This is a genomic window from Streptomyces sp., from assembly GCF_036566765.1.
In the GTDB taxonomy this organism is placed as follows: Bacteria; Actinomycetota; Actinomycetes; order Streptomycetales; family Streptomycetaceae; genus Streptomyces.
The window spans coordinates 1-21,577 of sequence record NZ_DATCVQ010000355.1 but is presented as its reverse complement, the minus strand read 5'-3'; the positions used below and the strand labels follow the sequence as shown (position 1 = coordinate 21,577).

Genomic DNA, 21,577 nt, shown 5'->3' with positions numbered 1-21,577 from the left:
CGCCGAGCCGGTGCCGTCGCTCGGGGTCGCGCAGCAGCGCGAGGCAGGCGTCGGCGAGCGCCCGCGGGTTGCGCGGGGGCACGACGAGCCCGGTGCCGCCGATGACCTCGACGACCGCGCCGACGTCCGTGGAGACGGTGGCCCGCGCGCAGAGCATCGCCTCGGCGAGGCTGATCGGGAAGCCCTCGACGACGCTGGACAGCACGACCACCGCGCCGCCCGCGTAGGCGTCGGCGAGGCTCGGGGCCTCCGGCCCGCCGATCTCCTCGAAGGAGACCGGGTTGTCGCCGACGGCGTACTCGTCCGCCGCCTCGTCCGGGAAGAGCTGCGCGGCGAGCGCCCGGCAGTGCGCGAGGTAGCTGTCCGCGCCGGGCTCCCGCACGGGCACGGCGACGATCCGCAGCCGCGCGTCCGGCTGCTCCCTGTGCACCTCGGCGAAGGCGTGCAGCAGGGCGATCAGGTCCTTGGCGGGCTCGACCCGGCCGACCCAGACCAGGGTCGCCGGGTCGCCGCTCTCCTCGTCCTCGCCGACCTCGGCGAACCGGCCGGCCGCCATGCCCGGGTAGACCGTGCGGAGCTTGGCCCGGTCGGCGCCGCACTTCTCCTGCCAGCGGCGGGCGTGCGTGTTGCCGGGGGTGAGCAGGGCGGCCTGCCGGTAGATCTCGGCGGCCAGCCGTCCGTGGAAGGCGGCGAGCAGGGCGCGCACCGGCGCGCCGGCGGCCGTCCCGGAGTCGGCGAGGTACTGCGTGCGGAGCTGGACGCCGTACTCGGTGACCAGCAGCGGAGTGCCGAAGAAGCGTTTGGCCAACAAGCCGGGCAGGGACGCCGTCCCACCGGACGCGGCGTGGCAGAGGTCGACGCCGCCGAGGGTGTCCTCGGTGTACCAGTCGAGCGAGAGCGGGCGCAGCGCGCGCTCGAGGCGGTCGACGAACGCGAGGTGGTCGGTGAGGCTCGCGTCGCGCACGCCGCGGCGCGCGCCGGGGGCGCGGCAGGCGGACTCCACGATGCGGACGGCGGGTTCGGAGCGCATCGCGGCGGTCAGACAGCCGTGCTCGCGGGCGAGTTCGGCGAGGCCGTACAGACCGGCGGCGAAGTCGTCCGCGCCGGCGGGCCCGTCGGCGGCGCAGACGCCCGCCGCCAGCGCGCCGAAGTGCCCGGCGAAGAGGCGGCGTTCACGGCGGCCGAGGCGGATCCCGTCGTCCTCCTGGCCCCACAGCGGCGCGGTGGTGACCCGGCGGACCTGCTGCGGGAGGTCGACCCAGCCGTCGTCCTCCTGGCGGGCGCTGCGGGCGAGGGCGTAGAGGTCGAACTCGTGATGGCCGACTCCGCGCACGAGCCGGTCGCACCAGAGCCTGGACTCACCCGTCGCATACGGGTAGCCACCCTCGGTGAGCAGTGCGATGCGCACGAAATCACACCCCCGATCTCCCTTGTGCGCGGCCGTCCTCGGTCGGACGACTCACAGCGGGATGAACGTAAGCGGATATGCCGGTTGCGCGATGGACGGTTGTCCGTCGCGCCACCGGAAGGGGTGAATGCGCGTGACTTTCCCGCCGCGGTAGCGTTCCGTCGCGGTACGGGGTGTGTCGACTACGGTCCGTCAAGCCGCGGGGGTAGGCACGCGGCGCTGCCCGCGGCCGTGCCGGCGGGCGGACCTGTCATCAATTCCCCGGGTGCACCCAGGGGTTGGGGCGGCAGTGGATGCCGTCGATGTCGAGGGACTTGGTCTGCTGCTGCATCACGGGGGCGAGCGCGCCCGGCGTGCGGCAGCTCACGTGGCCGTGTCCGAGCCGGTGGCCGACCTCGTGGTTGATGAGCATCTGCCGGTAGGCGTGCATGGCCTTCGGCCCGAAGGTCTCCGAGCCCTGTGCCCAGCGGAACGCGTTGATCATCACGCGCTGGGTGGAGGCGGAGTCGCAGGAGACGTTGTCGACGGTGGTGTCGAGCCCGGACTTCGCGCACCACTCGCCGGTGGTGCCGGGGCTGGCCAGCGTGATGACGAACTCCGGGTCCCCGCTGGAGATCCGCTCGAAGGTCATCGCGCCCTCGCCGGCCCAGCTGCGCTCGTCGTTGAGGGTCTTCTGCACGGCCTGCGCGAACAGCCTCGGGTCGAGCCCGAGCCCCTTCTCGACGTCCACCCGGTAGCGGACCTTGCGCCCCTTGCCGGGGGCCTTGTCGAACCCGGGCACCGCCTCGAAGTCCCCGGACCCCTTGAGCTTCGGGTCGATCCGGAACTGGCGCGTCATCAACTGCTCGTACGTGGCCGGCACGGCGGGCTTCACGGGCGCCTGCTGCGCCGGGGTCGCCCGGTCGTCGGAGCGGTCGGAGCGGGGCGCGCCGCCGTCGGCGACGCGTCCGCCGGTCTTGCTCGCGGAGGAGTCGGCGGAGCTCCGGGTGTCCGGGTCGGCCACCACCTGACCGGCGACGACGACGGCGAGGACGGTGGTGACGGCGGCGGCCGCGACGCCGGTGAGCGTGCGCCCCTTGCCGGGCTTCGCGGGCGGCTCGGTCTCGTCGGGCCGCGTCCGCGGTTCGGCGTCGAGGTCCGAGGGGTCCTGCGGGAGGCCCGTCGGAAGAGTCTCGCGCCGCTGTCCCGGTATGAACGGGGCCTGCGTGGCGGTCCCGGCCCGGCGGGGGACGCCCTGCCAGTCGCCGTACCGCTGGGGCGGCGGGGGGCCCTCGGGGTGCTGGGGATGTCCGCCGCGCACATCGGGGCCGGGGGCGGCCGGACCGCCGCGAGCGCCGCCGTACGGGCCTGCCGGCCGGGCCGCGTAGCCCTGCGCGCCATAGGCGGGGGTGCCGTGCGCGGGAGTTCCCTGCGAGGGGTTCCCGTACGAGGGAGTGCCGTGGGCGGGAGTTCCCTGCGAGGGATTGCCGTACGAAGGCGTCCCGTGGGCAGGGGTCCCGTACCCGGGGCCGTCGTACCGCCGGCCGTCGTACGCCGGGGTGCCGTGCGCGGGGGTGCCGTACTGCTGCGTCCCGTACCCGGGCGTGCCGTGCGGCGGTGTCTCGGTGGCCGTGCCGGCGGCGCGTCGGCGGCGCCCCGTGCCCTGGCCGGGCCCCTTGGCCTCCGGCTCCCCCGGTTTCGCGACCGCGGGAGCGGGGCCCTTGCGACTATGTCGTCCCACCCCGGGTCAGCTCCCGCCCTCGTCGTCGATCAGTTCTCGGACGGCCGCGGCGACCGTCTCCGGATACTCCATCATGGCCACGTGCCCGGCCTCGGGCAGGGTCAGCAGCCGCGAGCCGCGGAACGCCGCGGCCGCCCTGCGCGCCATACGGTACGAGACGAGTTGGTCGCGTCCGCCGTACACGAGGAGCGTCGGCGCGAGCACCCGCTCCGCCTGCCGCCACAGTCCGTGCTGGCCGCCGAGGGTGTAGGCGTCCACGATCCCGCGGGCCGAGCGGGCCATGGCATCCCAGAAATAGGGGAGCTCGAGCCGCCGCTCCATTTCCTCCACGGCGTGTCGCAAACCCTCGTCTGTCACTCGTCCGGGGTCTCCGTAACAGAGCGACAACACCCCACGGACGCGCTGTTCGGGCGTCCAGTCCTTGGTGAGCCGGGCGAACAGGGGGGCCACCCCTGGCACGGCGAGTGCCACCGTCGGCCATGCGCTGCGCTGGGCGCGCAGCTCCGGGAGCGCGGGCGAGACCAGGGTGAGCGTGCGCACCAGGTCCGGCCGGACCGCGGCGACCCGGGTGACGGCCGCGCCGCCGAGCGAGTTGCCGACGAGGTGGACCGGGCCGCGGCCGGCCGCGTCGAGATAGCGGATGACGGCGCGGGCGTGGCCGGTGACCGAGTAGTTGCCGTCGTCCGGCGGCGGGGAGTCCCCGAAGCCGGGCAGGTCGAGCGCCTCGCCGTCCACCCGGTCGGCGAGCAGCGGCATCAGCGTGGACCAGTTCTGGGACGAGCCGCCGAGCCCGTGCACGTACAGCGCGGGCGGCAGCCCCTGGCGGAGGCCGGGCCGGGACCGGACGGTGAGCGTCAGTCCGGGCAGCGCGAAGGAGCGCAGCTCCTCCCCCTCCGCGACCCGGACCTCGCGGACCCGCGCGGCGGGGGCGAGGGTCCGGGTTTCCGGCAGCTCGGTCGAAGACATGGCAGCGATATTACGAGACGATCACGCTGTGGGGCGTGTGTGCGCGGTCACAGGTTCTGCCCGGTGTCGGGTGCGGCGGGCTCGGCATGCTCCTACGCTCGTAGGAGAGGGATCCATCGGACGCACCCGAGAGGAACCTGATGACTGTCGATCCGTCCGAACCCGACACGTTCGCCGAGGAAGCAGAGGCCGCCGTGCTCGACGAGGAGATCCCGGAGGCGGACGCCGCCGAGCAGCACGCGGAACTGCAGCAACGTACGGACGAGCCGCCGCACATCGACAAGGACAGTGCCAACGAGGCAGACGCGACCGAGCAGGCACGGGTCGTGGCGCTGGACGAAGACGACTATCGATGATTTGTTCTGTTTAATGTTGAATCGCCGACTGTCCAGGACGTCCGGTCCGTGAAATTCTGCGTCCGCACCGCGCACAGCCGGGTTACCCAAAAGTACGATGGCGGGCGCGGCACCACAGCGCGCATGGATCGAACATGGGAGGCGGCGTGACAGCCATCGAGCAGACAGAGGCGGCGCGCCCGCGAGGCACGCGCCTGCCGCGCCGAGCCCGACGGAACCAGCTCCTCGGGGCTGCCCAGGAGGTCTTTGTCGCACAGGGGTACCACTCCGCGGCGATGGACGACATCGCGGAGCGCGCGGGCGTCAGCAAGCCGGTGCTGTACCAGCACTTCCCGGGCAAGCTGGAGCTCTACCTGGCCCTCCTCGACCAGCACTGCGAGGCCCTGCTGCACTCGGTGCGCACGGCGCTCGCGTCGACCACGGACAACAAGCTCCGGGTCGCGGCCACGATGGACGCCTACTTCGCGTACGTGGAGGACGAGGGCGGCGCGTTCCGGCTGGTCTTCGAGTCCGACCTGACCAACGAGCCCGCGGTGCGCGAGCGCGTGGACCGGGTGAGCCTGCAGTGCGCCGAGGCGATCTCGGACGTGATCGCCGAGGACACCGGCCTGTCCAAGGACGAGTCGATGCTGCTGGCCGTGGGCCTCGGTGGTGTGTCCCAGGTGGTCGCCCGCTACTGGCTCTCCAGCGAGACGGGCATCGCGCGCGACAAGGCCGTGGCCCTGCTGACCTCCCTGGCGTGGCGGGGCATCGCCGGCTTCCCGCTGCACGGCGCCGAGGCGCACCTGAGCGCCGAGGGGCACTGACGCCCCGCCGGTGACGATCCGCCGTGGGCTGTTCGCTCCTGGCGTTCACCGGACGACCCGTGGCAGGTCCGGCGCCGGGCTAATCTGTGCAGCGTACGGCGCGGGGAGACGCGCACCACTGACCGTTCGGAGGGACATAGCCGTGGAGGTCAAGATCGGGGTGCAGCACACGCCCCGGGAGATCGTTCTGGAGAGCGGCGAGTCCGCCGAGGACGTCGAGCGCCTGGTGGCCGACGCACTGGCCGGCAAGACGCAGCTGCTCAGCCTGACCGACGACAAGGGCCGCAAGGTCCTGGTCCCGGCGGACAAGATCGCGTACGTGGAGCTCGGCGAGCCCGCGACGCGGCGGGTGGGCTTCGGCGCGCTCTGAGCCGACGAGGTGAATGACGAAGGCCCGGCGGGCGACCGCCGGGCCTTCGTCATGTGCACGCGAGATTTGGAGGATTGCCTTCCGGGCGGCCCGGGTAGGACGGGCAGTGACCGTTTTGCCCGCCCCGCACCGCACGCGAGGTGATTCGCCGTGTTCCTGGAAGCCCTCGGAGCCGCCGCGCTCGGACTCGCCCTGGCCTGGGCCGCCGTGCACCGGCTGCCCGACCGCCTCCCCGTCCGCGGGGCCGTGCTGACGACGGGCTCGCTGGGCGCCGTGTTCGGCGCCCTGCTGACCCACGGCGCGCTCGGCCCGGGACATGTCACGGCCACGATGGTCGGGGCGGTCGCGGTCGCGACGGTCCTGCTGTCGCTGCTGCTGCGCCCGGCGAACCGCCGAATGCCCCGATCAGCCGCGGTGTGAGGCCGGGCGACGCACGACTGCTCGACGCACGACTGCTTGACGCGCGGCTGCGCGGCGCAGGGCTAGGCGGCGCAGGACTAGGCGGCCAGGCCGAGCGCGGCCATGCGCTTGGTGTGCGCCTCGGTGATCCGGGAGAACATCCGGCCCACCTCGGCCAGGTCGAAGCCGTCGGCCAGGCCGCCGACCAGCATCGTCGACAGCGCGTCGCGCTCCGCGACCACGCGCTGCGCCTGCGAGAGCGCCTCGCCCATCAGACGGCGCGCCCACAGCGCGAGCCGGCCGCCGAGGCGCGGGTCGGCCTCGATCGCGGCGCGCACCTTCTCCACGGCGAAGTTGCCGTGGCCGGTGTCGTCGAGCACCGAGAGGACCAGCGCGCGGGTGTCGGAGTCGAGCCGGACGGCGACCTCGCGGTAGAAGTCGCTGGCGATCGAGTCGCCCACGTACGCCTTGACCAGGCCCTCCAGCCAATCCGACGGCGCGGTCTGGCGGTGGAAGTCGTCGAGCGCCTTCGCGAACGGCTCCATCGCGGCGGTCGGCTCCGCGTCGACGGCGGCCAGCCGGTCCCGCAGCTGCTCGAAGTGGTGGAACTCGGCGGAGGCCATCTTCGCGAGCTCCGCCTTGTCCGCGAGCGTCGGCGCGAGCTTGGCGTCCTCGGCGAGCCGCTCGAAGGCCGCGAGCTCGCCGTAGGCCAGCGCGCCGAGCAGGTCGACGACCGCGGCGCGGTACTGAGGCTCGGCGGAGGCGGCGGCCCAGTCCTGGGCGGCGATCCCGGTGAGTTCGGTGGCGTTGTCGGCGTTGTTCTCGGCGTTGTCAGGCGTCTCCATGAACCGCACAATAGCCCGCTCCCCGCCCCGTGGAAGGTCCCGAAGCCCCTGGTCAGTCACTGTGACCTCGCACTCCCCACCAATTCTCCCGACACGCCTGCGCGATTCCGGGGTACAGTGGTAAAGCGCCTGCTGAGTATGCAGACAAGCTTTCGCTTGTTCTCTCACGCTCGGCGGGCCATCTCATGAATGAGGATGCCCGGTCGGTGGCCCGACTGGCTCCGACCCGACAGCCCTCCCAGCGCACTTGCGGGAGGGACCCTCAGCGGCATGACGCTCGAGCGACGGCAGTGGTCCCGCGCCACCCGGCAGCGATCTCATCGATCCGGCCGGAAGTGATCCGGCACGGTACGACCCCCAGCGTTCGCCTCGCGCCGCGTCTCACAGAAGAGGCAGCACCCTGACTACGTTCCGAGAGCTCGGGATCCTTCCCGAGACCGCCGAGGCGCTCGAAGCCGTCGGCATCGTGAATCCCTTCCCCATCCAGGAGATGACGCTCCCGGTCGCCCTCACCGGCACCGACGTCATCGGCCAGGCCAAGACCGGCACCGGCAAGACGCTCGGCTTCGGCCTGCCGCTCCTGGAGCGCGTCACCGTCCCCGCGGACGTCGAGGCCGGCCGGGCCAAGCCCGAGCAGCTCACCGACGCCCCGCAGGCCCTGGTCGTCGTCCCCACCCGCGAGCTCTGCACCCAGGTCACCAACGACCTGCTGACCGCGGGCAAGGTCCGCAACGTGCGCGTGCTCGCCATCTACGGCGGCCGTGCGTACGAGCCCCAGGTCGAGGCGCTGAAGAAGGGCGTCGACGTCATCGTCGGCACCCCCGGCCGCCTGCTCGACCTGGCCGGCCAGCGCAAGCTCGACCTGTCCCACGTCAAGGCCCTGGTCCTGGACGAGGCGGACGAGATGCTCGACCTGGGCTTCCTGCCCGACGTCGAGAAGATCATGAACATGCTTCCGGCGAAGCGTCAGACCATGCTGTTCTCGGCCACCATGCCGGGCGCGGTCATCGGTCTCGCCCGCCGCTACATGTCGCAGCCGACGCACATCCGCGCCACCTCGCCCGACGGCGAGGGCGTGACCGTCGCCAACATCAAGCAGCACGTCTTCCGCGCGCACTCGATGGACAAGCCGGAGATGGTCTCCCGCATCCTGCAGGCCAACGGCCGCGGGCTCGCGATGATCTTCTGCCGTACGAAGCGCACGGCGGCCGACATCGCCGAGCAGCTGCAGCGTCGCGGCTTCGCCTCCGGCGCGGTCCACGGCGACCTCGGCCAGGGCGCTCGCGAGCAGGCGCTGCGCGCCTTCCGCAACGGCAAGGTCGACGTGCTCGTCTGCACCGACGTCGCCGCGCGCGGCATCGACGTCGAGGGCGTCACCCACGTCATCAACTACCAGTCGCCGGAGGACGAGAAGACGTTCCTCCACCGCGTGGGCCGCACCGGCCGCGCGGGCGCGAAGGGCACCGCGGTGACCCTGGTCGACTGGGACGACATCCCGCGCTGGCAGCTCATCAACAAGGCGCTCGGGCTCGACTTCCACGAGCCGGCCGAGACGTACTCCAGCTCCCCGCACCTGTACGAGGAGCTGGACATCCCCGCGGGCACCAAGGGCGTCCTGCCCCGCGCCGAGCGGACCCGTGCGGGTCTGGGCGCGGAGGAGCTGGAGGACCTGGGCGAGCCGGGCGGGCGTCGCACGCGCGGCCCGAAGCCCACGCGGGAAGAGGAGCGTCCGGAGCGTACGCGTACGCCGCGGCAGCGCCGCCGCACGCGCAACGGGTCGGCGCTGGACGAGTCCGTCGCCGAGGCCCCGGCCGCGACGCCGGCGACCGACGAGGAGCAGGCGACCACGCCGCGCACCCCGCGCCGCCGTCGCCGCACCCGTACGGGCGCGTCGGCCGTGACCGCGGCTGCGACCGCGGTCGCCGAGGCCCCCGTGGCCGAGGCTCCGGTCGCCGTGGCTCCCGTCGTCGAGGCCCCCGTGGTCGAGGCTCCGGCTGTCGTCGAGGCTCCGGCGGAGGAGGCGGCCGCCAAGCCGCGTCGTCGCCGCGCCCGCTCGTCGGCGTCTTCGGCCGAGTCCGCGGTCGTCGAGGCCCCGGTCGCCAAGGCCGCCCCGGCGGTCAAGGCCGCACCGGTGGCCGTGGAACCGCAGGCCGCTCCGCGTCGGCGGGCGCGTGTCGTGCGCCAGGCGACGGAGCCCGAGGTCGGCTTCCAGACCGTGGAGAGCGTGCTCGCGGCTGCCGCCGCCGGCACCGCCCAGGCCCCCGCGCCCGTCGCGGAGGAGCCGAAGGCCGCGCCGCGCCGCCGTACGGCGAAGAAGGCCGTCGCCGCTGTCGAGGCCCCGGTCGAGACGGCCGAGGCCGTCGCCGAGACCAAGCCGCGCCGTCGCGTCACCAAGAAGGCCGTCGCCGTCGAGGCTCCGGTCGAGGCTGCCGAGGCGCCGGCCGAGACGGTCGAGGCCGTCGCGGAGACCAAGCCGCGTCGCCGTACGACCAAGAAGGCCGTCGCCGCCGAGGCCCCTGAGGCCTCGGAGCCGAAGGCGCCGCGTCGTCGCACGACCAAGAAGGCCGTCGCGGCCGAGGCCCCGGACGCGTCCGAGCCGAAGACCCCGCGTCGCCGCACGACGAAGAAGGCAGCGGCGGCCCAGCCGGAGAGCTGAGCCCCGCACCGCACGACACCACGGCGGCCCGGTCCCCCCACGGGGACCGGGCCGCCGTCGTGCGCGCCCGACCTGCGGATACAGTCGCTGGTATGAGCAAGCCCCGGTCCCTGGCGCTGCCGCCCCGTACCCGCGCCCGCCGGCTGGTGACCGCCCGCGGCGAGTTCGCCGTGCTCGACACGGAGCCGTCGGGCGGGACGCACGGCACGGCGCTGCTGCTGCCCGGCTACACCGGCAGCAAGGAGGACTTCCTCGCGCTGCTCGGGCCGTTGAGCGACGCCGGGTACCGGGTCGTCGCGGTCGACGGGCGCGGACAGCACGAGTCCCCGGGTCCGCGCGGACGGGCCGCGTACCGCCGCCGGGCGCTGGCGCTCGACGTGGTGGCGCAGGCCGCGGCGCTGGGCGACGGCCCCGTACACCTGCTGGGGCACTCGTTCGGCGGTCTTGTGGCGCGAGCCGCCGCCACGGCCGCACCGGGCGCGTTCCGCTCGCTGACGCTGCTCTCCTCCGGCCCGGGCCGGGTCGCCCGGCCGCAGCGCATCCGCGTACGGGCGCTGCGCGGCGCACTGGCCCTGCTGCCGAAGGAGCGGGTGTGGCGGGCGACCCGCTGGCTGGACAGCCGTGGCGAGGAGCCGGGCGAGGCCGACCCGCCGGAGATCGTGACGTTCCTGCGCCGCCGCATGATGCGCACCCGGATCGCCCAACTCGCCGGTGCGGGGCGGCTGTTGCTGCACGACCCGGACGGCCTGGCGGAACTGTCCGCCGTCCCGCTGCCGCTCCACATCGCGTACGGCGCCGACGAGATGGTCTGGCCCGTCCCGAGCTTGGCCGCCGCGGCCGAACACACCGGCGCGCACCACACGGTGGTCCTCGGCGCGGGCCACTCCCCCAACGTCTCCCACCCGGAGGAACTGGCCGAACGCCTCACCGCCTTCTGGCAGATGGCAGAACGGGTCCACCCGACCGGCGACCTGTCAGGGCGTCCCTGAGGGCTCCTTCCGGACCCCGCCGGACAGGCCCTAGTACTGCGCGACCAGGTGCTCCCAGAAGCCGTCGCGCAGGGCGCGGCGGAGGGCGGCGTGGCCGCGCAGGGAGCGGTTGAGGAGCTTCTCGGCCTCGATGAGCAGGTCCTGGTCGACCGGTCCCGGCAGGTACGGGTGGCTGGGGAGCAGGTCCGCGAGGGCGTCACGGCCCCGCTCGGACAGCCAGGTGGCGGCGATCCGCGCGCCGATGAAGCGGACCTCGTCACGCGAGGGCGGCGGCTCGCCCTCGTTCTCGTAGGTCGTCACGGGGCGGCGGGTGACGAACGGGCGGCAGAAGTCGAGGTCGAAGGTGCGCCGGCTGTCGACCTCCCAGAGCAGCGGCTCGGCCTGGTTGCGTCCCTCGGCCGCCTCGATGCCCCACAGGTGCACCCGCGCCCCGTAGCCCTGTGCGGCCTCGACCGCCGAGACCAGGTCCTCGTCGCCGCCGACGAGCGCCGCGTCGCTGATCGCGCGGTGTCTGGCCAGCGACTCCAGGTCGGTGCGGATCAGGGAGTCGACGCCCTTCTGCTGGTTGTTGGCGTTGAGGTTGCCGAGCCTGACCTTGACGTCCGGCAGGTCGGCGATCGCCTGCTGCTCGGGCGTGTGGATCCGGCGCCGGGCGCCGTCGTACCAGTAGACCCGGAGCAGCCGGCTGTCCGCGAAGATCGTCCGCGCCTGTTCGATGAAGGCCTCGATCAGACCCTCCGCGTCGAGCTCGAAGGACCGCCGGTCCTCGGTGCCCGCGACCAGCAACCCGGCCGCAGCATGGACGTAACCCGCGTCGACGAAGATGGCGTGGGTCGAGGGCGTCTTCGCGACCTCGGCCAGCATCCGCCGCAGGAGCTCATTGGTGTGCTCCAGACGGGCGCCGAGCTCGTGGACGGGGTCGGACTCGGAGGGCGTGCCGGTGGCCGGTGCGTCGTTCATAGGGGCCCCATTCTCCGCCCGCCGCCCCGCCCGCCGCCACCTCCCCATACCGGTTAGTAGTTAGCCATCCAAAAAATTTCCTTAGCGTAGGGAATGTTTGCAGGATGCATCCCGTTGAGGCTGTACGTAACCCAGTTCTCCTTCAGGAGGATCAACTCAGACGAAGGGAGAAGCCCATGCGCTTCGAAATCCTGCGACTCGACGACATCGACGGCACGCCCGTCGACCGCACGGTCGTGGACGCCGCCTCCGTCAACCGGATCGTGCAGCAGGCCGCATCGATCGGCCAGCGCATCTGGATCCGCCCGGCCGAGACCTCGGCCTCATAACCCGTACGTCCCACCACGCACCGCGCCCCCGCACGGACTCCGGCTTCCGGAATCCGTACGGGGGCGCAGTGGTGCGGCGGCAAGCCCCAGGCCCTAGGCCCCCTGGATCACCTGCGTGACGCCGTTGATGATCTGCTGCACGGCGATCGCCGACAGCATCATGCCCGCGAGTCGGGTGACGAGCACGACGCCGCCGTCCTTGATCAGGCGGATGATCACCAGCGAGTAGCGCATGGTCAGCCACAGCACGACGTGCATGGCGGCGATCGCGGCCCAGACGGAGACCTGCGCGCCGACTCCGTCCGCGTGCTGCACGGCCAGGATCACCGACACGATCGCGCCCGGCCCGGCGAGCAGCGGCATGCCGAGCGGGACGAGGGCGACGTTGACGTCCTTGGTCTGCTTGGGCTCGTCGGTCTTGCCGGTGAGCAGGTCGAGCGCGATGAGCAGCAGGAGCAGCCCGCCCGCGATCATCAGCGCGGGGACGGAGACATGCAGGTACGCGAGGATCTGCTGGCCGAGGATGCCGAAGACGGTGATGACGCCGAACGCGACGGCGACGGCCTGCCAGGCCATCCGCCGCTGCACCTTGGCGGGCCGGCCGGAGGTCAGCGCTAGGAAGATCGGGGTGATCCCGGGGGGATCCATGATCACAAAAAGGGTCAGAAACAGCGAGCCGAAAACGGCGACGTCGAACACGGTGAGCCTTGCGAAGTGGGGTGTACGGGGGTGAACGGGCGTCCTGAGGGACGCCCGTGAGGTGGGGAGCAGCCGGACCCGGAGGTACGGGCGTACCGGCGCGAAGCCGTCGGGTCCGGGAGGACGAGGCGGGTTCCGGAGCGTGTCGACACGGTCCGGGCTCGCGCATGAGCGCGGGCCGGCGCCCCTCAGGTGCCGGACCGTCCACGCGCCGCCGTTCCTGCGGCTAGCCGCGTCCCCCGGCCCCGGGGACCGGGAACGCGCCCGTGGCGCGGCGGGTGATCTCGCCGTAGATCTCGGGGTCCGTCGTGAAGTCGCCGAGGCGGCAGGTCTTGCGGGCGCCGTGGTAGTCGCTGGAGCCCGTCGCGAGCAGGCCCAGTTCCTTCGACAGGCCGCGCAGTCTCGCCCGCGTCGGCTCGTCGTGGTCCATGTGATCGACCTCGATGCCGTCCAGGCCGGCCGCCGCCAGGCGGGCGATCGCGGCCTCCGGCACGACCTCGCCGCGCTTGACGGCGAGCGGGTGCGCGAAGACGGTCACCCCGCCGGCCGCCTTGACCAGGCGGATCGCGTCGAACGGGTCGAGCTCGTGCTTCCCGACGTACGCCCGGCCGCCGTCGGCCAGCCAGTCGGGCGTGAACGCGCCGGACACGTCCGGTACGACGCCGAGCTCGACTAGGGCCTCCGCGACGTGCGGGCGGCCCACCGAGCCGTCCCCGGCGATCCGGGCGACCTGCTCCCAGGTGACCGGCACGCCCAGCTCCTGGAGCTTGCCGACCATCGCCTGCGCCCGCGGCACCCGGTCGTCCCGGACCAGCTCGCGCTCGCGCGCCAGCTCGGGCTCCTCGGGGTCGAAGAGGTACGCCAGCATGTGCAGGCCCACGCCGTCGACCCGGCAGGACAGCTCCGCGCCGGTGACCAGGGTGAGCCCCTCCGGCAGCGCGGCGACGGCCTCGGCGTACCCGCGGGTCGTGTCGTGGTCGGTCAGCGCGACGACGTCAAGGCCTGCGGCCGCCGCGTTGCGGACCAGCTCGGCGGGGGTGTCCGTACCGTCGGAGGCCGTGGAGTGGGTGTGCAGATCGATGCGCACGGCGCGTGACTCCAACGGGCTCGGGACGGACGAGGGGGACGCTCCAGCATAACGGGCGAATCAGCGCCCTCGGTACGCCCCGCTCCCGACTTCCGCCCCTTACGTCATAGACACCGACAGGTCGCAGCCGCCGAACAGGTCGCGACCACCGGCAAGACTATGACAGCAGCCGCGGCGTCAGCGCCCCGCACGGCAGCAGTTCCACCTCCGCGCCCGCGTCCCGCAGGTCGGTCAGCACCAGCTCGTCGTACATCAGCAGGCCCGACTGCTCCGGCCAGACGATCGCCCACAGCCACAGCCCGCGCGCCTCGCCGGCGAACACCGCACGGTCCTGCGGGCCGCCGTTCACATGCCACAGGGGGGTCGGCCGGCCGGCCGCGAGGACCTTCGCCTGGGGCGGTCGGTCGACGTTCATGCCGGGTCCGGGGTCGGGGCCGTCCATCCCGGCGTACCGCGCGCCGAGTCCGACCCCGAGCTCCTCCGCGACAAGGAGCAGCTCGCCGATCCCGCCGAGCGGGCCGGGCCCCGAGCACGCGACGGCCGTGGCACGGCCGCCGCTGCGATCGTCACCGGCGTACGCGACCCCGGTGAACAGCCAGCCGACCGGCAGCGGCCACGGCATCCAGACCGGCACCTGCGAGCGATGCGTCACCACACTCAGGGCTTCGACACTGGGTGGGATCACGGGCTGCAGCGGATGCACGGCACCGTGCACGTCGCACTGCCAGGAGTCGGCGAAAAGACCGGGCGCCCTGACCCGGCCACCACACTTCGGGCAACTGGGTTCGCCCCTCATAGGGCTCAACGGTCCTCCCCGGTCGGCGCGACGTCAAGGACGATCACCCGTCCGGAGTGCGGCAATCCGCCGAGTGACGGCAGATCGGTCACCCGTTCGAGGGGGGAAGGGGCGGGCGAGGTGAGGGTTCAGTCCAGCGTCACGGACCGCCGCAGCGGGTCGCGCAGGTCCGTGCCGTTCGCCAGCCAGCGCTCCTCCAGGGCCTGCGCCCCGTGCACCCGCTTCCAGGCCGCCTCGTTCGGCGTCATCGGCAGCAGCGGCAGGAACCGCACCGGGTCCAACGGGTCGTCCAGTTCCAGGTCCTCCACCAGGCCGCCCGACTCGGCGACCAGGACCGAGCTGAACGGGGCCCCGGGCCACAGCGGTTCGCCCACGTCCAGCGAGGCGCCCGGGGCGACGACGACGCCCTCGACCTGAGGCGAGGCCGCGAGCACCGCCAGCGGCCGGAGCACCTTGTCGGTCTCGGCGAGCCCGCCGCGCACCGTCAGGACCAGCTCCGCGCGCGGCCCCTTCACCGGGTCGGCGAGCACGGCGGTCGGGTCGGCCATCGGCTGCGCGGACATGCCGAGAGTCGCGTACCGGACCAGGTCGCCCGAAGCGAACCGGAGCACCTCGATCCGGTCCGTCCCGAGAAAGGTCACCGCGGCCCGCGCGTCAGGTTCGCCGAGCGCCGTGAGCAACCGGGCCTCGACCAGAGCAAGAACTTCTCCCATGCGGCGAGCATAAAGCGCGTACGGAACGGGCAAAGGAAGGGATTGACCCTCTGTCGGCTGATAGTCTTGGCCGCTGGTCGGGTGTCCCGACTGCGCGTCATCACGTCATCCCCCACGGGGGACCGGCCGGAGGAGGTGGGGCTGCGATGGATCGAAGTCGATCGGGCAGTACCAACCGCCCTTCCGCCCTGCCGCACCTCGCCCAGGTGCATTCCTCCCGCTGAACCCGCAGGTCCGGGTTCCCCGAGGACGCCCGCGCCCCGAGCGCCGGGCACATCGCACGACGGAAGAGCATTTCGCCTTTGCCTGTCTGTAGCGAACGCCGTCACCGCGTCCCCGCGGTGCCGCCCGCTTTGCGGACGTAGGAAGCAGCGACGCTCCTCAACGTCCTCATTCCGGGCTGTGCCACGCCTCGCCGACGGCCTCTCCGTGAAGGAGCACGCCCATGTCGATGATCCGTGACCTGCGCGCAGCGGTCCGCCCCTCCCTGCGCCCGTCCCTCCGCAAGACGAGCACCGCGTACGGCGCCGCGCCGTACGACACCACCCGCGACCCGTCCGCCTCCAGCGCCGTCGTCGACTGCGCCGTGTACCGCGACGGAGCCCGGGTGGAGGACCGCGCCTGTCTGACGCCGCGTGAGGCGATGCGCCGAGTGCGGGACGGCGGCGGCTTCGCCTGGATCGGTCTGCACGAGCCGACCGAGGCCGAATTCGCCGGTATCGCCGCCGAGTTCGGGCTGCACCCGCTCGCCGTCGAGGACGCCGTCCACGCCCACCAGCGGCCGAAGCTGGAGCGGTACGACGACACCCTCTTCACCGTCTTCAAGACGATCCACTACATCGAGCACGCCGAACTCACCGCGACCAGCGAGGTCGTCGAGACCGGCGAGGTGATGTGCTTCACCGGCCAGGACTTCGTCATCACCGTCCGGCACGGCGGCCAGGGCTCGCTGCGCAATCTGCGGCACCGCATGGAGGGCGAGCCCGAACTACTCGCCAAGGGCCCCTCGGCCGTGCTGCACGCCATCGCCGACCATGTCGTCGACGGCTACATCGCGGTCGCCGACGCGGTCGAGCTCGACATCGACCAGATCGAGATCGATGTCTTCTCGCCGCCGGCCAAGGGCTCCACGCGCGGCGCCGACACCGGCCGGATCTACCAGCTCAAGCGCGAGGTACTGGAGTTCAAGCGGGCCGTCACCCCGCTGCTGCGCCCGATGCAGCTGCTGAGCGAGCGGCCGATGCGGCTGGTCGACCCGGACATCCAGAAGTACTTCCGGGACGTCGCCGACCACCTCGCGCGCGTCCAGGAGCAGGTCGTCGGCTTCGACGAGCTGCTGAACTCGATCCTGCAGGCCAACCTGGCGCAGGCGACCGTCACGCAGAACGAGGACATGCGCAAGATCACCTCGTGGGCGGCCATCATCGCCGTCCCGACGGCGGTCTGCGGCGTGTACGGCATGAACTTCGACTACATGCCGGAGCTGCGGTGGCAGTACGGCTACCCGATGGTGCTGGGCGGGATCACGGTCATCTGCTTCGCGATCCACCGCACGCTGAAGCGGAACGGCTGGCTGTAGCGCGCAGCGGGGTCGCTAGGCTTCGTCCCATGACAAGTCAGCCGCTCGGCCTCGCCCTCGTCGAGGAGGCCACCAAGAAGTCCGGCCTCATCTGGGTCAAGGGCGCCCTGCCCGGGGCGCGGGCGCTCTGGCACGTCTGGCACGACGGCGGCGCGGTCGTCGTCGGCGACGGCCCGGGCGAGCAGCCGCTGCGCGGCCTGCGCCCGGGGCACCCGGCCGAGGTGACCGTGCGCAGCAAGGACAAGGGCGGCCGGCTGGTCGCCTGGACGGCGACGGTGACGGCACTGGACCCGGGCTCGCCGGAGTGGGACGCGGCCGTCGCCGAGCTGAAGGGCAAGCGGCTGAACGCGCACGACGGCGAGGCGATGACGGAGCGCTGGGCACGCGAGTGCCGGGTGCTGCGACTGACCCCCGAGGACGCGATCACCGACCTGCCGGACGGCTCGCTCGCCGCCGCGCCGATGCCGACGGCCGCGACGACCCGGCGTCCGATCCCGGCGGCGCTGCCGCGCCTGCTGCTCAAGCGCCGCCGCAAGGCCTGAACGGCCCTGGGGCCGTCACGTCTTCGGGAGCTGCTTCCCGTAGTCCACGGTCTGCTCCTTGGCCGGCTCCGCCAGCGTGAAGTCCTTGTCCCACTCGGACAGCACGACCACGCCCGCGCCGCCGCCGCGGGCGAACTGCACCGGGTACGGCGTCCCGTCCAGGGAGACGTCGAGGGTGCCGCCCTCGCCCTCCTGGCCGCCCTTGACCTTGACCGTGCGGACTCCGCCGATGCGGTCCCGGTCGCCCTTGACGACCTCGCCGTGCAGCCCGAGCAGCCCGTCGAGCAGCAGGTTCATGTCGGTGAAGCCGCGCAGCTGCTTGTAGGCCGGGTCGCCCTCGGGGACCTTCACATACTTGTCGTCGAGCTTGTCCGCCGCCTCGGTGTCGGACGCGTCCGGCGTGGCGCCTCCCTTGCCCTCGTGCGCCCAGAAGCCGGCGTCGGCCTTCAGGAACAACGCCTCGCCGACCCGCAGCAGCTCGAAGGTGCTGTTCTTCGTCGTGACCGAGCCGGCCGCGCCGTCCTTCTTGAGCCGCATGTTCAGCTTGAAGGTGCCGCCCTTGCTGACCAGCGTGCCGGAGAGCCGTACCGCCTTGGCCGCGTCGGCCGCCGACTGCGCCTTCTCCTCGATGGCCGGCGCCCCGAGCTTGCCGACGCCGTTGGTGCCCTCGTCCGGGTCCTCCGCGCAGCCGCCGAGCATGGTCGTCAGGCCGGCGCAGAGCACGACGGGGACGGCGGCCCTGCGGGCCCTCGATGCCAGGGGGAGAGTGCTCACCGGCGCACTGCCTCTCGTCTGCCTGTGGGAATGCGTGTGGGGGGTCTGCGGGTGCCTGTGGGGAGACGGGCAGACGGCAGCGTACCTGTGCGGCTCCTATGTCCCGGCAGGCAGCCGTACGGACTCGTTGCCGGAGCGCCACGGAACGGTACGGGCTAGCCTGAACCAGTCATAAAGCAGCAATCCATGACATGGAGGAGGCGCGTGGCATGGCGGCAGGCGCCCCCCGGGTCTACGTCTCGCACCTCGCCGGCTCCCAGGTCTTCGACCCCAACGGCGACCAGGTCGGCCGCGTCCGCGACCTCGTCGCCATGCTCCGCGTCGGCCGCCGGCCGCCCCGCCTCCTCGGCATGGTCGTCGAGGTGCTCAGCCGGCGCCGGATCTTCGTGCCCATGACCCGGATCACCGGGGTGGAGTCCGGCCAGGTGATCACCACCGGCGTGATCAACATGCGGCGCTTCGAACAGCGCCCGACCGAGCGGCTGATCCTCGGCGAGCTGCTCGACCGGCGGGTCACGCTGGTGGAGAGCGGCGAGGAGGTCACCGTCCTCGACGTCGCCATCCAGCAGCTGCCCGCCCGGCGCGACTGGGAGATCGACAAGGTCTTCGTCCGCAAGGGCAAGGGCGGGGTGCTGAGCCGCAAGGGCGAGACCCTGACCGTCGAATGGTCGGCGGTCACCGGCTTCTCGCTGGAGGAGGAGGGACAGGGCGCCGAGAGCCTGGTCGCCACCTTCGAGCGGATGCGCCCGGCCGACCTCGCCAACGTGCTGCACCACCTCTCCCCCAAGCGGCGTGCCGAGGTCGCCGCCGCGCTCGACGACGACCGCCTCGCCGACGTCCTGGAGGAGCTGCCGGACGACGATCAGATCGAGATCCTCGGCAAGCTCAAGGAGGAGCGTGCCGCGGACGTCCTGGAGGCGATGGACCCGGACGACGCGGCCGACCTGCTGTCCGAGCTGCCGGAGGAGGACCAGGAGCGGCTGCTCACGCTGATGCGGCCGGACGACGCGGCGGACGTGCGCCGACTCCTCGCGTACGAGGAGCGGACCGCGGGCGGCCTGATGACCACCGAGCCGATCGTGCTGCGGCCGGACGCCACCGTCGCGGACGCGCTCGCCCGGGTGCGCCAGCAGGACCTCTCCCCCGCGCTCGCCGCGCAGGTGTACGTGTGCCGGCCGCCGGACGAGACGCCGACCGGCAAGTACCTGGGCACCGTGCACTTCCAGCGGCTGCTCCGGGATCCGCCGTTCACCCTGGTCAGCGCGCTGCTGGACAGCGACCTGCCGCCGCTCGCGCCGGACACCCCGCTGCCCGCGGTGACCGGGTATCTCGCCGCGTACAACATGGTCGCGGCGCCGGTGGTGGACGAGAGCGGGTCGCTGCTCGGCGCGGTCACGGTCGACGACGTGCTCGACCACCTGCTGCCGGAGGACTGGCGCGAGACGGACTTCCTGGCGGAGGAGACGGCCGGTGGCTGAACGCGCCCATGACCGCGAACGGGAGCGGGAGAAGGACCGGGAGCGGGAGCGGGAGCGGTCCCTCCCCCGCATCCGGCTGGACATCCCGCGCGAGCGGCGGGTCAGGCTACTGCCGGAGTACGACCCCGAGGCCTTCGGCCGGTTCTCGGAGCGGATCGCCCGCTTCCTCGGCACGGGCCGGTTCCTCGTCTGGATGACCCTGACGGTCATCGTCTGGGTGGGGTGGAACATCTTCGCCCCGTCCTCGCTGCGGTTCGACGAGTACCCGTTCATCTTCCTGACCCTCGCCCTGTCGCTGCAGGCCTCCTACGCGGCCCCGCTGATCCTGCTCGCGCAGAACAGGCAGGACGACCGGGACCGGGTCAACCTGGAGCAGGACCGCAAGCAGAACGAGCGCTCCATCGCCGACACCGAGTACCTGACCCGGGAGATCGCGGCGCTGCGGATGGGCCTGGGCGAGGTCGCGACCCGGGACTGGATCCGGTCCGAGCTCCAGGACCTGCTCAAGGACTTGGAGGGGCGCGAGGACCGGCGGGATCTATTCCCGCCGGACGGCGATCGCCGAAGTGACGTACCTGACCGCTGACGGCCTTTCCGGGGCCGGTGGTCCGCGCCGTACCATCGTCCGTATGGCTACGGAAGACGCGGTGCTCGAAGCTCTGGCGACGGTGAACGACCCCGAGATCAACAAACCGATCACCGAGCTGGGCATGGTGAAGTCGGTGGAGATCGGTGACGACGGCAAGGTGGCCGTCACGGTCTACCTCACCGTCTCCGGCTGCCCGATGCGCGACACGATCACCCAGCGCGTGACGGAGGCCGTCTCCCGCGTCGAGGGCGTCACCGGCGTCGACGTGTCGCTCGACGTGATGAGCGACGAGCAGCGCAAGGAACTGGCGGCGGCGCTGCGCGGCACCACCGCCGAGCGCGAGGTGCCGTTCGCCAAGCCCGGCTCGCTGACCCGGGTGTACGCGGTCGCCTCCGGCAAGGGCGGCGTCGGCAAGTCCTCCGTGACCGTGAACCTGGCCGCGGCGATGGCCGCGGACGGCCTGAAGGTCGGCGTCGTCGACGCGGACATCTACGGCCACAGCGTGCCGCGGATGCTGGGCGCGGACGGGCGTCCGACCCAGGTCGAGAACATGATCATGCCGCCGTCGGCGAACGGCGTGAAGGTCATCTCCATCGGCATGTTCACCCCGGGCAACGCGCCGGTGGTGTGGCGCGGCCCCATGCTGCACCGCGCGCTGCAGCAGTTCCTCGCGGACGTGTACTGGGGCGACCTGGACGTCCTGCTGCTCGACCTGCCCCCGGGCACCGGCGACATCGCGATCTCGGTCGCGCAGCTGGTGCCGAACGCGGAGATCCTGGTCGTGACGACCCCGCAGCAGGCGGCGGCCGAGGTCGCCGAGCGGGCCGGCTCGATCGCCGTGCAGACGCACCAGAAGATCGTCGGCGTGGTCGAGAACATGGCCGGGCTGCCGTGTCCGCACTGCGACGAGATGGTCGACGTGTTCGGCACCGGCGGCGGCCAGCGGGTCGCGGACGGTCTGACGCGGACCACGGGCGCGACGGTCCCGGTCCTCGGCTCCATCCCGATCGACGTCCGCCTCCGCGAAGGCGGCGACGAGGGCAAGCCGGTCGTCATCACCGACCCCGACTCCCCCGCCGGCTCCGCCCTCCGAGCCATCGCCGGCAAACTCGGCGGCCGCCAGAGGGGCCTCTCGGGCATGAGCCTGGGCATCACGCCGAGGAACAAGTTCTAGGACGGGCAGCTGCGGGCAGTGGTCCCGCAGGCTTGACCACCGGCCCGCAGCGTCCGCGCAGCGCAGAAGGGGCACCCCGAACCGGGGTGCCCCTTCTGCGTGCCTGCCGTCAGGCGTAGACCCCGAGGTCGGCGACCGCGGAGAAGCCGAGCCCGTACGCGCTCATCCCACGCCCGTACGCCCCCACGTGCACCCCCGCCCCCGTACTCCCCGCCAGCACCCACCCGAACTCGGACTCGCGGTAGTGGAACGGCATCGGCACCCCGTCCACCGGCAGCGACAGCGTGGACCACTCCGGCCCGTCAAGGTCGTCCGCCAGCTCGAACGCCGCCTCCGTCTGCT

Annotated in this window: 22 protein-coding genes and 1 pseudogene; 12 read left to right on the top strand and 11 right to left on the bottom strand. The window is 72.6% G+C overall.

The window, feature by feature from the left end; genetic code table 11:
• From VIU94_RS20725 to VIU94_RS20715, 3 genes are all read right to left on the bottom strand, one after another.
• Window positions 1–1,408 (bottom strand): DUF3492 domain-containing protein (locus VIU94_RS20725; protein WP_331913327.1); only part of this gene is annotated, 1,408 nt, incomplete at its 3' end.
• 253 nt (window positions 1,409–1,661) lie between these two features.
• Window positions 1,662–3,128 (bottom strand): DUF3152 domain-containing protein, encoded by a 1,467-nt coding sequence (locus VIU94_RS20720; protein WP_331913326.1) that lies wholly within the window; start codon window positions 3,126–3,128, stop codon window positions 1,662–1,664.
• Window positions 3,129–3,134: 6 nt separating this feature from the next.
• Window positions 3,135–4,094 carry an alpha/beta fold hydrolase gene (locus VIU94_RS20715; protein WP_331913325.1) on the bottom strand — a complete coding sequence of 320 codons (960 nt, stop codon included), beginning with the start codon at window positions 4,092–4,094 and terminating at the stop codon, window positions 3,135–3,137.
• A 140-nt stretch (window positions 4,095–4,234) separates the two neighbouring features.
• Between VIU94_RS20715 and VIU94_RS20710 the strand changes: the two genes are divergently transcribed.
• From VIU94_RS20710 to VIU94_RS20695, 4 genes are all read left to right on the top strand, one after another.
• The gene (locus VIU94_RS20710; protein ID WP_331913324.1) at window positions 4,235–4,450 is read left to right on the top strand and encodes an Rv3202a family protein; all 216 of its coding nucleotides are present in this window, start codon (window positions 4,235–4,237) and stop codon (window positions 4,448–4,450) included.
• A 146-nt stretch (window positions 4,451–4,596) separates the two neighbouring features.
• A complete protein-coding gene (locus tag VIU94_RS20705; RefSeq protein WP_331913323.1) occupies window positions 4,597–5,256 on the top strand; it encodes a TetR/AcrR family transcriptional regulator in 660 nt (219 codons plus the stop codon).
• Window positions 5,257–5,398: 142 nt separating this feature from the next.
• Entirely contained in the window at window positions 5,399–5,626 is a 228-nt protein-coding gene (locus tag VIU94_RS20700) for a DUF3107 domain-containing protein (RefSeq protein WP_331913322.1), read from the top strand.
• A 150-nt stretch (window positions 5,627–5,776) separates the two neighbouring features.
• Window positions 5,777–6,046 (top strand): hypothetical protein, encoded by a 270-nt coding sequence (locus VIU94_RS20695; RefSeq protein WP_331913321.1) that lies wholly within the window; start codon window positions 5,777–5,779, stop codon window positions 6,044–6,046.
• Between the two features lie 77 nt (window positions 6,047–6,123).
• On the opposite strand, the gene VIU94_RS20690 is transcribed toward VIU94_RS20695, so the two are convergent.
• Window positions 6,124–6,870, bottom strand: coding sequence for a ferritin-like fold-containing protein (locus VIU94_RS20690; RefSeq protein ID WP_331913320.1), 747 nt, complete (start codon window positions 6,868–6,870; stop codon window positions 6,124–6,126).
• A 490-nt stretch (window positions 6,871–7,360) separates the two neighbouring features.
• Between VIU94_RS20690 and VIU94_RS20685 the strand changes: the two genes are divergently transcribed.
• Both VIU94_RS20685 and VIU94_RS20680 read left to right on the top strand, forming a co-directional pair.
• Window positions 7,361–9,526: a DEAD/DEAH box helicase gene (locus VIU94_RS20685; RefSeq protein WP_331913329.1), complete on the top strand. Its 2,166-nt coding sequence runs from the start codon at window positions 7,361–7,363 to the stop codon at window positions 9,524–9,526.
• A gap of 92 nt (window positions 9,527–9,618) precedes the next feature.
• Window positions 9,619–10,515, top strand: coding sequence for an alpha/beta fold hydrolase (locus VIU94_RS20680; protein WP_331913319.1), 897 nt, complete (start codon window positions 9,619–9,621; stop codon window positions 10,513–10,515).
• A gap of 30 nt (window positions 10,516–10,545) precedes the next feature.
• Here the strand turns inward: VIU94_RS20680 and VIU94_RS20675 are convergent, their stop codons facing one another.
• Window positions 10,546–11,475, bottom strand: a complete 930-nt coding sequence (locus VIU94_RS20675; RefSeq protein ID WP_331913318.1) for an NYN domain-containing protein — start codon at window positions 11,473–11,475, stop codon at window positions 10,546–10,548.
• A 176-nt stretch (window positions 11,476–11,651) separates the two neighbouring features.
• Here VIU94_RS20675 and VIU94_RS20670 point away from each other — a divergent pair, with 176 nt between their 5' ends.
• The gene (locus VIU94_RS20670) at window positions 11,652–11,804 is read left to right on the top strand and encodes a DUF8834 family protein (protein ID WP_086024648.1); all 153 of its coding nucleotides are present in this window, start codon (window positions 11,652–11,654) and stop codon (window positions 11,802–11,804) included.
• A 93-nt stretch (window positions 11,805–11,897) separates the two neighbouring features.
• Here VIU94_RS20670 and VIU94_RS20665 read toward each other — a convergent pair whose 3' ends face one another.
• The 4 genes from VIU94_RS20665 to VIU94_RS20650 form a co-directional block, all read right to left on the bottom strand.
• On the bottom strand, window positions 11,898–12,503 hold the full coding sequence (locus tag VIU94_RS20665; RefSeq protein ID WP_331913317.1) for a MarC family protein: 606 nt from the start codon (window positions 12,501–12,503) through the stop codon (window positions 11,898–11,900).
• A gap of 226 nt (window positions 12,504–12,729) precedes the next feature.
• On the bottom strand, window positions 12,730–13,590 hold the full coding sequence (locus VIU94_RS20660) for a PHP domain-containing protein (protein ID WP_331913316.1): 861 nt from the start codon (window positions 13,588–13,590) through the stop codon (window positions 12,730–12,732).
• Window positions 13,591–13,747: 157 nt separating this feature from the next.
• Window positions 13,748–14,386: a DUF6758 family protein gene (locus tag VIU94_RS20655; RefSeq protein WP_331913315.1), complete on the bottom strand. Its 639-nt coding sequence runs from the start codon at window positions 14,384–14,386 to the stop codon at window positions 13,748–13,750.
• A 128-nt stretch (window positions 14,387–14,514) separates the two neighbouring features.
• Window positions 14,515–15,099: a suppressor of fused domain protein gene (locus VIU94_RS20650; RefSeq protein WP_331913314.1), complete on the bottom strand. Its 585-nt coding sequence runs from the start codon at window positions 15,097–15,099 to the stop codon at window positions 14,515–14,517.
• Window positions 15,100–15,544: 445 nt separating this feature from the next.
• Between VIU94_RS20650 and VIU94_RS20645 the strand changes: the two genes are divergently transcribed.
• Together VIU94_RS20645 and VIU94_RS20640 are read left to right on the top strand one after the other, a co-directional pair.
• Window positions 15,545–16,678, top strand: a complete 1,134-nt coding sequence (locus VIU94_RS20645) for a magnesium and cobalt transport protein CorA (RefSeq protein WP_331913313.1) — start codon at window positions 15,545–15,547, stop codon at window positions 16,676–16,678.
• A 29-nt stretch (window positions 16,679–16,707) separates the two neighbouring features.
• Window positions 16,708–17,220 carry a hypothetical protein gene (locus tag VIU94_RS20640; RefSeq protein ID WP_331913312.1) on the top strand — a complete coding sequence of 171 codons (513 nt, stop codon included), beginning with the start codon at window positions 16,708–16,710 and terminating at the stop codon, window positions 17,218–17,220.
• Window positions 17,221–17,235: 15 nt separating this feature from the next.
• Here VIU94_RS20640 and VIU94_RS20635 read toward each other — a convergent pair whose 3' ends face one another.
• The gene (locus VIU94_RS20635; protein ID WP_331913311.1) at window positions 17,236–17,994 is read right to left on the bottom strand and encodes a hypothetical protein; all 759 of its coding nucleotides are present in this window, start codon (window positions 17,992–17,994) and stop codon (window positions 17,236–17,238) included.
• A 209-nt stretch (window positions 17,995–18,203) separates the two neighbouring features.
• On the opposite strand from VIU94_RS20635, the gene VIU94_RS20630 reads away from it, so the two are divergent.
• Genes VIU94_RS20630 through VIU94_RS20620 form a run of 3 tightly spaced genes read left to right on the top strand, consistent with a single transcriptional unit; the run spans window position 18,204 to window position 21,235 of the window.
• Entirely contained in the window at window positions 18,204–19,472 is a 1,269-nt protein-coding gene (locus VIU94_RS20630; protein WP_331913310.1) for a magnesium transporter MgtE N-terminal domain-containing protein, read from the top strand.
• Window positions 19,465–20,058: a DUF1003 domain-containing protein gene (locus VIU94_RS20625; RefSeq protein ID WP_414720980.1), complete on the top strand. Its 594-nt coding sequence runs from the start codon at window positions 19,465–19,467 to the stop codon at window positions 20,056–20,058. Before VIU94_RS20630 ends, VIU94_RS20625 begins: the two co-directional genes overlap by 8 nt.
• Before the next feature lie 43 nt (window positions 20,059–20,101).
• Window positions 20,102–21,235: an Mrp/NBP35 family ATP-binding protein gene (locus VIU94_RS20620; protein WP_331913309.1), complete on the top strand. Its 1,134-nt coding sequence runs from the start codon at window positions 20,102–20,104 to the stop codon at window positions 21,233–21,235.
• Between the two features lie 109 nt (window positions 21,236–21,344).
• Here VIU94_RS20620 and VIU94_RS20615 read toward each other — a convergent pair.
• Window positions 21,345–21,577, bottom strand: a pseudogene (locus tag VIU94_RS20615) (hypothetical protein); the annotation flags it as partial.